The following is an 11,317-nucleotide window of genomic DNA, read 5'->3' as shown; positions in this document are numbered from 1 at the left end:
AGGTGCTGTTACAGGTGGTCGACGCGGGCTGGCCGTTGCCGCTGGTGCCCTGCGCGAGCAGGTAGAACCAGTGGTTACCGGGACCGGCGGCCGCGTGCACCTCGGCGTTCGGGGTGCTGCTGGAGTAGCAGTTCGAGTGGCCCAGGGCCGACGGGTTGTACATGTTGCGGATCGGGCCGCTGCCGACCAGGTTGACCTCTTCGCCGACCAGGTAGTCGGGGGCGTCCGCGGGGCTGTTGATGTACCACTCGGTGGCCGCGCCGAACGTGTCGGCGACGAACTCCTGGGTGCCGCGGGCGGAGATGCCGCCGGGGGTCTTGTCGTCGATGCCGTGGCCGAGCTCGTGCCCGACCACGTCGGCCGAGGCGATCCAGTTGCCGGCGGTGTTCTTGCCGATCTGGACCTGGGTGCCGTCGTAGTACGCGTTCTGCTGGTTGAGGCCGATCCGGATCGGCCAGGCGCCGCCCGAGCCGTTCTGACCGTTGCGGCCGAGCCAGGAGGACAGCATCGCGTACTGCTTCTGGGCCACGTAGAACGCGTCCACGCCGCCGGACTCGCGGTTGGTGCCGACGCCGTTGCCCCACACGTTGTCGGTGCCGGAGAACGTCGCGTTGCCGGTCGCGTTCTGCGCCCGAATGGTGGTGTGCGACGGGTCCTGCAGCAGGTAGGTCGAGCCCGACTGGGTGGTGTTCAGCGAGACCGAGCCGTAGATCCAGCCGTTGCCGGTACCGGTCACATTCATGACGTGTTCCTGGGTGCCGAGCACGGCGCCCGTCTGCGCGTCCACGTTGACGGTGAGCCGGCTGACGCCCTCGGCGCTGGTGCCGTTGATCGTGGACTGCCACGCGAGACGAGCGGCGGCGCCCTCGGCGGCGACCACGACGAGCTTGGTGCCCTCGACCGACGAGACGGAAGAAAGCTGCTTCGACGCCACCGCCAGCGCAGCCGCGTCGGTGATCTTCGGAACGATGGAGAGCTCACCGATCGCGCTGGTCTGCGCCACCGAGGTGTAGGTGACCTTGCCGCTCGCGTCGGTGGCCACGACCAGGTCGCCGCCGACAACCTGCAGTCCCTTGTACGCCCGGGTGAACGGCACGTAGGTGTGCCCGGCCGACGTGATGGCCGCCTGCCGCTGGAACGTGTCCAGTTTGCTGGCGTGCAGGGCGGCCGGCTTCGCGGAGATCAGGGCGTCGGCGGCGGCGAGCGGCTCGACGGCGGATTGCGCCGACGGCTGAGCGCTGGCCGGCCCGGTGACCAGGGCCGCGGTAACCGCGGTCGCGGCTCCGACGGCGATGGCCAGGTGGGTTCGGAACATCGCGTACTCCTTCTCGGATGGCGCGGCGAACGTCGCCGCGTCCGGTGGCACAGCCGAGACGCTATCGATTGACATCGATCGAGGTAACAGGGAAAACCCTTGTCTGTGATTTTCCTGTGCCATTTGAAATGACCGATATTTCGGTCATGCCGTTTAGGTCATCTCACTGGCGTGACGTAACAAGGCGGAAACCGTTGTCAACGTCAGCACCATGGACACCCGTAATTCCTATAGGCAAGATAGGTGTTGCCTCCAACGAACGGATGTCCACCATGGGTCTCGAACTCGACGGAAAGCGCGCCATCGTCACCGGCGGCGGCACCGGAATCGGTTACGCCATCGCCCTCGAACTCGCGCGCCAGGGCGCCCAGGTCGCCATCACCTCACGCCGCACCGAGGTGCTGTCCGAAGCGGCCCGACGGATCAAGGACGAGATCGGCGCCGACGTCCTGCCGGTCACCGCCGACACCGGCGACGACGAGTCGGTCAAGGCCCTGGTCGCCACCGTGCACAACGCGTTCGGTGGCGTGGACATCCTGGTCAACAACGCCGCCGAGCAGCCCGCCCAGCACGGGCCGAGCTACACCGACGCCACCGACGAATGGTTCCAGCGCCAGCTCAACGTCAAGGTGATCGGCTACCTGCGGACGATCCGCGCGGTCGCGCCGCTGCTGATCGAGAACGGCTGGGGCCGCATCATCAACATCAGCGGGACCGGCTCGCGGCAGACCGTCTCGGTCATCGGCTCGGTCCGCAACGCGAGCGTCACCGCGCTGACCAAGAACATCGCCGACGAACTCGGCCCGCACGGCATCAACGTCACCGCCGTGCACCCCGGTCCGACCAGGACCGAGCGCTACCAGGAGCTGCGCGGCGATCAAGAGGTCGAGAACGTCATCGGCCGGGTCGTCGAGCCGGAAGAGGTCGCCTGGGTGGTGGCCTTCCTGGCCTCTCCGCGCAGCGTCGCGATCACCGGCGACGGCATCGTCGCGGGCGGCGGCATCCCCGGCTTCATCTACTACTGACACCGAAGGGCAAAAAATGCCGATCAACGCCGTTGAACTGCACAAAGTCATTGAAAAGGCCGATGAGTACGCGCTGGTAGACGTCCGCGAAGCCCGGGTCACCGCGGAACAGGGTTCGATCCTGCTCGGTGTCCCGATCCCGCTCAGCATCCTCGAGTTGCGAGTGGACGCGCTGATCCCCCGCCGCGGCACCCCGGTCATCGTCTACGACGGCGGCGACGAGGACCTGGCCGCCCGCGCGGCGGCCCGGCTGGAAACCCTCGGCTACCCCGACGTCCAGGTGCTCGACGGTGGACTAGAGGCCTGGGCCGCGGCCGGCTACAAGGTGCAGACCGGCGGCGACCACGTCATCGGCCAGGCCTTCGGCGAGTGGATCGAGGAGATCTACCAGACCCCGCACCTGAGCGTCCCGGACTACCTCGAGAAGATCGCGAACGGCGAGGACATCGTCCTGCTCGACAGCCGCCCGATCGGCGAGTTCGAGAACCACAGCCTGCCCGGCGGCACCTCCATCCCGGGCGCCGAGCTGGTCTACCGCGCGGCCGAGGTGGTCAAGTCCCCGGACTCGCTGGTCGTGGTCAACTGCGCCGGGCGCACCCGCAGCATCCTGGGCGCCCAGCTGCTGATCAATGCCGGTCTGCCCAACCGGGTCGTCTCCCTGGAGGGCGGCACCCAGTCCTGGGTCCTGGAGGGACACGAACTCGACCACGGCAAGCACGAGGTGGCGCCGCTGCCGACCGGCGCCGCGCTGGACGCGGCCCAGGCCGCGGCCGACCGCTTCCGCGCCAAGTTCGGCATCAAGAAGGTCGACAAGGACACCCTGCGCCGCTTCCGCGACGAGAAGGACGAACGGTCGCTCTACGTGCTCGACGTCCGCACCCCCGAGGAGTACGCGGCGGGGCACCTGCCCGGCACCACCTCCGCGCCGAGCTGGGACGTCGCGCCCTGGGTGTTCCGCTACATCGCCACCCACCACGCCCGGATCGTGCTCGTCGACAACGACGAGGTCCGGGCGACCGTGGCCGCGTCCTGGATCGAGCAGTTCGGCTGGGGCGAGGTCTTCGTGCTGGCCAACCCGCTCGATGGCGAGGACCTCGAAACCGGCCCGGTCCCGCCCACCGCGCTCGACGTGCCCAGTGGCATCGCGACGACCACCGAAACCGACGGAACCATCATCGACCTGCGGCCCAGCACCCAGTACCGGAAGAGCCACCTCCCCGGGGCGGTGTTCGCCATCCGCGCCCGGCTCGGCGCCGACCTGCCGGGCACCGGCCCGATCGTGCTGGTCAGCGAGGACGGGCTGCTCGCGCGTTATGCCGCCCGGGATCTGGCCGCGCTGACCGACCGCCCGGTCAAGGTGCTCGACGGCACGCCCACCGAGTTCGAGACCGGCAACGACACCTGGCTGCACGAGCCCGACGACGTGGTCGCCTCGGGCTGGCGCGAGACCGACCCGGAGCTGCGCAAGGCCGGCTTCCGCCGCTACCTGTCCTGGGAGCTGGGCCTGGTCGAGGAGCTGAACGCCGACAACACCACGCCGTTCCGGAGCTTCGCCGAGGACCGGCCATGACGACAAGCGAGCTGGTGCCGCCGCCGGTCAAGAAGGCCGGCCCGGCGCTGGAAAGCCTGACCGCCCGCGGACGGCAGGGCCGGTTGCGGAACGTAACCCGCACCTGGCGCGGGCGGGTGCTGCGGATCGCCGTACCCGTCGGGTTGATCGTTCTTTGGCAGTTGTCCTCGGTGTTGGGCTGGGCCGACGAGTTCACCCTCCCGCCGCCCAGCCGGATCATCGCCGCCTACCAGGAATTGTGGGCCAACGGCGACATCCAGGCCGCGCTGCCGATCTCGCTGAAACGGGCCGGCACCGGGCTGGCCATCGGGGTCAGCCTCGGCCTGGTGCTCGGGCTGTTCGCGGGCCTCTGGAAGATCGGCGAGGAGATCTTCGACGCGCCGCTGCAGATGCTGCGGACGATCCCGTTCATCGCCGTGGTCCCGCTGTTCATCACCTGGTTCGGCATCGGCGAGACGCCGAAACTGGTGCTGATCGCGGCGGCCACCATCTTCCCGATGTACCTGAACACCTACCACGGCGTACGCGGGGTCGATAAAAAGCTGATCGAATCCGGCCAGACCTTCGGCCTGCGGGGTTGGCGGCTGGCCGCCCGGGTGATTCTCCCGACCGCCCTGCCCGCCGCCCTGACCGGCCTGCGCTACGCCGCCGGGGTGTCCCTGCTGGCCCTGGTGCTGGCCGAGCAGATCAACGCCCGCGAGGGCATCGGTTACCTGGTCAACAACGCGAACCAGAACCAGCGGCCGGACATCGTGATCGCCGGAATTCTCATCTACGCGCTGCTCGGCATCGTGGTCGACGTGCTGATGCGCGTCGCCGAGCACTTCGCCCTTCCCTGGAGGCCCCGTGTCGCCATCGGCTGAAACCGTCGTCGACGCCCGCGGAGTGCGGCGGGTCTTCGACCGGGCCGTCCTGGACGGCGTGGACCTGCAGCTCAAGCAGGGCGACTTCGTGGCCCTGCTGGGCCCGTCCGGCACCGGCAAGACCACCCTGCTGCGCATCCTGGCCGGTCTGGACGCCGCCGACGACGGCCAGGTGCTGGTCCCCCGGAAGCGTTCGGTCGTCTTCCAGGAGCCGCGGCTCATCCCGGCCCGGCGGGTCTGGCGCAACGTGGTGCTGGGCAGTCGCAACCCGCGGCGGGACCGGAAGAAGGCGGTCACCGCGCTCACCGAGGTCGGGCTGGCCGCGAAGAGCGACGCCTGGCCGCTGACCCTGTCCGGCGGCGAGGCCCAGCGGGTCGCGCTGGCCCGGGCCCTGGTCACCGAGCCCGGCCTGCTGCTGCTGGACGAGCCGTTCGCCGCGCTCGACGCCCTGACTCGAATCAAGATGCACGACCTGGTGGCCGAGCTGATCCAGCGGCACAACCCCGCTGTCCTGCTCGTCACGCACGACGTCGACGAGGCGATCCTGCTGTCCGACCGGATCCTCATCCTCGCCGACGGCTCGATCGACGTCGATGTCGCTGTCGATTTCGAAAAACCACGCCGGCGCAGCGACCCCCGATTCATCGAACTGCGCACCCACCTGCTTGAACGCCTAGGAGTGTCGTGAAACGCATCGCCCTCATAACGTCCGCTCTGCTGCTCGGTGCCACCCTGTCGGCCTGCGGCGACTCCGCGTCGGCCGCCGACGACGAGGCCGCGGCCGGCCAGACCACCCTGACGTTCGGCTTCCAGACCGCCGACTACCCGGCCCTGCTCGAGGCGTCCGGCCTGTTCAAGGATCTGCCGTACAAGCTGGAGACGCCGGTCATCGCCGGGCCGGCCGCGCAGATCTCGGCGCTGTACTCCAAGGCCACCGACGTCGGCCTGGTCGGCGAGAACACCGCCGCGTTCGAGGCGGCCAACGCGGCCGACGACTGGTCCAAGACCGAGCCGAAGGTCTACACGATCGCCGGCGTCACCGCCAAGGACGCGCCCTACCCGGCGCCGTCGCTGTTCGTCCGCAAGGCCGCGAACATCAACTCGCTGGCCGACCTGCGCGGCAAGTCGATCGCCTACAACTTCGGCGGCAACATCTACGCCGGGTACGTGAAGGTGCTGGCCAACGCCGGGCTGACGGTCAAGGACATCAAACCGGTGCAGCTGCCCGACAACCAGGCCGCGGCGGCGTCGTTCGTGGCCGGTCAGGTCGACGCGGTCGTCACCGGTTACGCCAACGTCAAGCGGGTCGTCGACTCGGGCGAGGCGGTGCGCCTGGCCACCAACGCCGACCTCGGGGTGATCGGCGGAGCCGGCTTCATCACCCGGCCGGACGTGCTCAAGGACGAGGCCAAGCTGGCCGCGGTCAAGGACTTCTTCACTCGGTTCAGCAAGTTCTACTCCGAGTGGTACCCGAACAACGAGGCCGCGGTGGAGAAGGTCTACCAGAGCGTGCAGAAGCAGACCCCGGAGCTCTCGAAGATCAACTGGGAGAACGGGGCCAAGAGCCGGCTCTACAAGATCGGTGACCCGGCGTTCCAGAAGACCCAGCAGGAGATCGTCTCCGCCGCGTTCAAGGCCGGCGGGGTGAAGAACGACCGGGACATCTCCTCGGTCTTCAACCCGATCGTCGACGCCTCTTCGGTGCCGCAATGAGTTCCGAGCGGCAGCTGCACCTCAATACCAACATCCTGAACGCCGGCAAGCACGAGGCCGCGTGGCGGATCCAGGACGATCCGCGCGGCATCATCAACATCGAGTACTACCGGAACATCGCCCGGATCGCCGAGCGCGGCACGTTCGACGCGGTGTTCCTGGCCGACGGGCCGGCCCTGCCGGGGCACGCCGGGCACGCGGCCTGGAACTCCCTGGAACCGTCGGTGCTGCTGGCGGCGATCGGGTCGGCGACCCAGCACATCGGGCTGATCGGCACGATCTCCACCACGTTCAACGATCCGTACAACGTGGCGCGGCGCTGGTCGACCCTCGACCACGTAACCGGTGGGCGGGCCGCGCTGAACTTCGTGACCAGCCAGAACCCGGGGACGGCGGCCAACTTCGGGCTTCGTGAGCTGCCGTCCCGGGAGGAACGGTATGCCCGCGCCGAGGAGTTCGTGGACATCCTGGTCAAGCTCTGGGACTCGTGGGAGGACGACGCGCTCGTCGCCTCTCGGGAAACCGGGGTCTTCACCGACACCCAGCGGGTGCACGCGATCGACTACGTGAGCGACCGGTTCTCGGTGCGCGGGCCGCTCAACGTTCCCCGTACGCCTCAGGGCCGGCCTGTGTTGGTCCAGGCGGGTGACGGCGGCACCCAGATTGCCGCCCGCTTCGCCGATGCGGTTTTCACCGCGCAGACGGTGTTCGAGGAATCGCTTTCGTTTTCCCGCTCCTTGAAGGCCGCTGCCGGCGGCCGGCAAATCGTGGTGCTCCCCGGCCTGTTCCCGATCGTGGGCAGCACCGAGAAAGAGGCCTGGGAGCGCAAGGAACTGCTCGACTCCTACCTGGACCTGGAGGACGAGAGGGTCAAGCTGGCGGCCAAGATCGGCCTGCCGCCGGACTCGCTCGAACTCGACAAGCCACTCCCCTACGACCTGCTGGAATCCGCGACCGGAGGATCTTCGCGCGGCTTCTTCAAGTCGACGATCGCGCTGGCCCGGGCGGAGAACCTGACAGTCCGCGGCATCCTCGCCCGCAACCCGGGCGCGCACCGGCAGATCGTCGGCACGCCTGAGCAGATCGCCGACGACATCGAGCGCTGGTTCGTCGGCGGGGCGGCCGACGGCTTCAACCTCAACGCGGACAGCTTCCCCACCGGGCTCGAGCCGTTCGTCGACCACGTCGTCCCGCTCCTGCGGCAGCGTGGCATCTTCCGCAAGGAGTACACCGGCACCACCTTGCGGGACCACCTGGGGCTTTCGGTTCCGGAGAGCCAATACGTCGGCGCCGCGCCGTGGCAGCCGGCCCGGGACGTGGGGGTGGGGATTTGAGCGAGCGCGAGCTGCACCTCAACGTCAACATCACCAGCATCGGGCGGCATCCGGCCGCCTGGCGCTTCCTGGACGATCCGGCCGCGTTCGTCGACGTCGACTTCTTCAAGAAGATCGCCGAGGTGGCCGAGCGCGGCACGTTCGACGCCGTCTTCCTCTCCGACGGCGTCGCCCTGCACCGCGAACCGCCGACCGAGCCGTTCCAGTCCCTCGAACCGACCATCCTGCTCACCGCCCTGGCGAGCGCGACCAAGCATGTCGGGTTGATCGGGACGGCCTCGACCACCTTCAACGACCCGTTCAACCTGGCCCGGCGGTTCGCCTCGCTCGACCACGTGAGCCGCGGCCGGGTCGCGCTCAACGTGGTCACCACGTACTCGCCGCGGGCCGCGGCCAACTTCGGGCTGGCCGAGGCACCGGACCACGACGCGCGGTACGCCCGCGCCGAGGAGTTCGTCGACGTCGTCTTCGACCTGTGGGACTCGTGGGAGGACGGCGCGATCGGCGGCGACCAATTCCTCGATCCCGCCCGGATCCATCCGATAGACCACAAAGGCCAGCACTTTTCGGTACGGGGACCGTCGCTGGTGCCGCGATCGCCGCAGGGGCGGCCGGTCCTCGTCCAAGCGGGCTCGTCGGAGGCCGGCAAGTCGCTGGGCGCGCGGGTCGGTGACCTGATCTTCACGGCGCAGACCACGCACACGGCGGCCCGGGAGTTCTACACCGACATGCGGGCGCGAGCGGCTGGGTTCGGCCGCGACCCGGATCACCTGGTGATCCTGCCGGGCCTTTGGCCGATCGTCGGGTCGACCGAGGCCGAGGCCCGTTCGCGGAAAGCTGAGTTCGACGCGCTGTTCGACTTCGATCGGGAGCTGCCGCGCCTGGCCGACCAGCTCGGCCTGGATCCGGCCTTTTTGAAGCTGGACGAGGAACTGCCCTACGACAAGCTGAGCGACGTCACCGAGATCCGGGGTTCGCGCGGCTTCTTCGAGGCCACCGTGAAGCTCTCCCGCGAGCGCGGCTACACCGTACGGGAACTGCTTCTCTCCAATGGCGGCGCGCACCGGCAGATCGTCGGCGCCCCGGCGCAGATCGCCGACTCCATCGAGCACTGGTTCCGCACCCGGGCCGCCGATGGCTTCAACCTCAACTTCGACCTGTTCCCGAGCGGCCTGGAGCTGTTCGTCGACCACGTCGTCCCGCTGCTGCGCCGGCGCGGCATCTTCCGCCGCGAGTACACCGGCCGCACCCTGCGCGACCACCTCGGCCTCCCCCGTCCCCGCAGTCGTTTCGAGGAGACACCGTGACCCGCAAACTCGGCGACCTGGAGGTCTCGGCCCTCGGCCTCGGCTTCATGAGCTTCGTCAACCCGCCCGACGCCGACGAGGAGAAACAGGCCACGGCGGTGGTCGATGAGGCGATCGAGCTCGGCCTCACGTTCTTCGACACCGCCGACGTGTACGGGCCGGAACACAGCGAGATCCTGCTCGGCCGGGCGATCCGCGGCCGCCGGGACGGCCTGGTCATCGCCACCAAGTTCGGCAACACCCTGGACCGCACCGGCCTGGACAGCAGCCCCGGGTACATCCGCTCGGCGGTCGAGGCGTCGCTGCGCCGGCTCGGCACCGACCACATCGACCTGTACTACCAGCACCGGGTCGACCCGGCGGTGCCGATCGAGGACACCGTCGGTTCACTCTCGGAGCTGGTGCGCGCCGGTAAAGTCCGTCATATCGGTCTATCTGAACCCGGGCCGCAGACACTGCGCCGGGCCCACGCGGTGCACCCGATCACCGCGATCCAGAACGAATGGTCGCTGTTCAGCCGGCAGATCGAGGAGTCGACGCTGGGCATCGCCCGGGAACTCGGCATCGGCATCGTCACCTACTCGCCGCTGGGCCGGGGCTGGCTCACCGGCGGCGTGCGCAGCCGCGACGACCTGTCCGGCCGGCGGTTGGCCCACCCCCGGTTCGCCGAGGAGGTCTTCGCCACCAACCGCCAGCTGGCCGACGAGGTGGTCGAGGTCGCCGCTGAGGTGGGCGCGGAGCCCGGCCAGGTGGCGCTCGCCTGGGTGCTCTCCCGCGGCGCCGACGTGGTGCCGATCCCCGGCACCCGCAACCCGGCCTACCTGCGTTCCAACGTGGGCGCGCTGAACGTCTCGCTGAGCCCTGCGCAGATCGAGCGGCTGGAGGCGATCGCGTCGCGGGTCGCCGGCGAGCGAGCGCTGCGCCCGCAGAACATCGGCGTCGAGGCGCCCCTCCCGGCGGGCGCGACCGCATGACCGGCACGCTGATCGGCCTGCCGCAGCTCATCGCGGAGATCGGGGCCGGCGCGGTCGAACGCGACCAGGAGGCCCGGCCGCCGTACGCCGAATTCGCACTGCTCAAGGAAGCCCGGATCGGCGCGCTGCGGCTGCCGATGGCCGACGGCGGTGGCGGCGCCTCGCTGACCGAGCTGTTCGCCACCGTGATCGACCTGGCCGAGGCCGACCCGAACGTCGCGCACAGCCTGCGCAACCACTACCAGTTCGTGGAGACGCTGCTGCGCCGCCCGCGCCCCGAGGACGAGCCGTGGCTGGCCCTGGTCCGGGAAGGCAGGCTGTTCGGGCTGGCCGCGACCGAGCTCAGCCGGAAGAAGGCCGGCCTGCGCGAGCCGGGCTTCGAGACCGTGGTGACCTCCACCGAGGACGGTCTGCGGCTGAGCGGAACGAAGTTCTACAGCACCGGCAACCTCTACGCCGACCTGCTGGTGGTGGCCGCGCAGGGCCCGGACGGCGAGCCGGCCCGGATCATCGTGCCGGTCGACCGGCCCGGGGTGATCATCGAACGCGACTGGGACGGCATCGGCCAGCGCTTCACCGGCAGCGGCACCACCCGCTTCGAGAACACTCCGGTCTTCGACGACGACTTCGTCAAGCCCGGCACCTGGTACGGCGACGTGCCCTACCTGGCCACCTTCCCGCAGCTCTACCTGACCGCGATCATCGCGGGCATCCTGCGGCGGGTGGCCACCGACGCCACCGAGCTGGTGCGGGCCAAGCAGCGGACCTTCTATCACGCGGCCGCCGACCAGCCGGTCGACGACCCGATCCTGCAGCAGACCGTCGGCTACCTGGCCAGCCAGGCGTTCGTGGCCGAGGCGGCGGTGCTGGCCGCGGCGGCCGCGCTGCAGCTGGCCACCGAGTCGCGGGGCGGGCCGGACGAGGCCGAACTGGCCCTGCGCGCGTCGCTGCGGGCGGCCAAGGCCAAGGTGGTCGTCGACGAGCAGGCGCTGCGGGCCGCGGCCGAACTGTTCGATGTGGGCGGTGGCACCGCGGTCCGGCAGATCAATCACCTGGACCGGCACTGGCGCAACATCCGCACGCTGGCCTCACACAACCCGAGAACCTACAAAGCCAAGGCCATCGGAGCGTACGAGATCAGCGGTACCCCCCTACCAAATGGTGGTTTCTTCTAAAACTACCCGAATGTTCCTTTTTGCCCCCTAATGTTGATCAT

The 11,317-nt window shown here is 69.3% G+C and carries 10 protein-coding genes; 9 read left to right on the top strand and 1 reads right to left on the bottom strand.

Annotated features, from left to right (window positions below; genetic code table 11):
• Nucleotides 1-1,315: M4 family metallopeptidase (locus Ate02nite_RS46505; protein ID WP_203814419.1), on the bottom strand; the 1,315-nt coding region annotated here is incomplete at its 3' end.
• 272 nt (nucleotides 1,316-1,587) lie between these two features.
• Between Ate02nite_RS46505 and Ate02nite_RS46500 the strand changes: the two genes are divergently transcribed.
• The 9 genes from Ate02nite_RS46500 to Ate02nite_RS46460 are packed head-to-tail and all read left to right on the top strand — an operon-like array spanning nucleotide 1,588 to nucleotide 11,276.
• Entirely contained in the window at nucleotides 1,588-2,340 is a 753-nt protein-coding gene (locus tag Ate02nite_RS46500; RefSeq protein ID WP_203814407.1) for an SDR family NAD(P)-dependent oxidoreductase, read from the top strand.
• A 16-nt stretch (nucleotides 2,341-2,356) separates the two neighbouring features.
• A complete protein-coding gene (locus Ate02nite_RS46495) occupies nucleotides 2,357-3,910 on the top strand; it encodes a rhodanese-like domain-containing protein (protein WP_203814406.1) in 1,554 nt (517 codons plus the stop codon).
• On the top strand, nucleotides 3,907-4,773 hold the full coding sequence (locus tag Ate02nite_RS46490; protein WP_203814405.1) for an ABC transporter permease: 867 nt from the start codon (nucleotides 3,907-3,909) through the stop codon (nucleotides 4,771-4,773). The genes Ate02nite_RS46495 and Ate02nite_RS46490 overlap by 4 nt, the downstream gene beginning before the upstream one ends.
• A complete protein-coding gene (locus Ate02nite_RS46485; RefSeq protein ID WP_203814404.1) occupies nucleotides 4,757-5,461 on the top strand; it encodes an ABC transporter ATP-binding protein in 705 nt (234 codons plus the stop codon). The genes Ate02nite_RS46490 and Ate02nite_RS46485 overlap by 17 nt, the downstream gene beginning before the upstream one ends.
• Entirely contained in the window at nucleotides 5,458-6,486 is a 1,029-nt protein-coding gene (locus Ate02nite_RS46480; RefSeq protein WP_203814403.1) for an ABC transporter substrate-binding protein, read from the top strand. The genes Ate02nite_RS46485 and Ate02nite_RS46480 overlap by 4 nt, the downstream gene beginning before the upstream one ends.
• Nucleotides 6,483-7,820, top strand: coding sequence for an LLM class flavin-dependent oxidoreductase (locus tag Ate02nite_RS46475; RefSeq protein WP_203814402.1), 1,338 nt, complete (start codon nucleotides 6,483-6,485; stop codon nucleotides 7,818-7,820). Before Ate02nite_RS46480 ends, Ate02nite_RS46475 begins: the two co-directional genes overlap by 4 nt.
• Nucleotides 7,817-9,127, top strand: a complete 1,311-nt coding sequence (locus Ate02nite_RS46470; RefSeq protein ID WP_203814401.1) for an LLM class flavin-dependent oxidoreductase — start codon at nucleotides 7,817-7,819, stop codon at nucleotides 9,125-9,127. Before Ate02nite_RS46475 ends, Ate02nite_RS46470 begins: the two co-directional genes overlap by 4 nt.
• Nucleotides 9,124-10,101, top strand: coding sequence for an aldo/keto reductase (locus Ate02nite_RS46465; RefSeq protein WP_239148218.1), 978 nt, complete (start codon nucleotides 9,124-9,126; stop codon nucleotides 10,099-10,101). The genes Ate02nite_RS46470 and Ate02nite_RS46465 overlap by 4 nt, the downstream gene beginning before the upstream one ends.
• The gene (locus tag Ate02nite_RS46460) at nucleotides 10,098-11,276 is read left to right on the top strand and encodes an acyl-CoA dehydrogenase family protein (RefSeq protein WP_203814400.1); all 1,179 of its coding nucleotides are present in this window, start codon (nucleotides 10,098-10,100) and stop codon (nucleotides 11,274-11,276) included. The genes Ate02nite_RS46465 and Ate02nite_RS46460 overlap by 4 nt, the downstream gene beginning before the upstream one ends.
• The last annotated feature ends 41 nt before the right edge of the window (nucleotides 11,277-11,317 follow it).

The organism is Paractinoplanes tereljensis, from assembly GCF_016862435.1.
GTDB lineage: Bacteria > Actinomycetota > Actinomycetes > Mycobacteriales > Micromonosporaceae > Actinoplanes > Actinoplanes tereljensis.
Note: the sequence above shows the minus strand (reverse complement) of the source record. Positions and strands in the feature narration are given on the sequence as shown.

Bases quoted from the DNA above. Each gene is read 5' to 3' on its own strand.
- Ate02nite_RS46500 (WP_203814407.1), top strand. From the start codon at position 1,588: ATGGGTCTCGAACTCGACGGAAAGCGCGCCATCGTCACCGGCGGCGGC.
- Ate02nite_RS46495 (WP_203814406.1), top strand. From the start codon at position 2,357: ATGCCGATCAACGCCGTTGAACTGCACAAAGTCATTGAAAAGGCCGAT.
- Ate02nite_RS46490 (WP_203814405.1), top strand. From the start codon at position 3,907: ATGACGACAAGCGAGCTGGTGCCGCCGCCGGTCAAGAAGGCCGGCCCG.
- Ate02nite_RS46475 (WP_203814402.1), top strand. From the start codon at position 6,483: ATGAGTTCCGAGCGGCAGCTGCACCTCAATACCAACATCCTGAACGCC.
- Ate02nite_RS46460 (WP_203814400.1), top strand. From the start codon at position 10,098: ATGACCGGCACGCTGATCGGCCTGCCGCAGCTCATCGCGGAGATCGGG.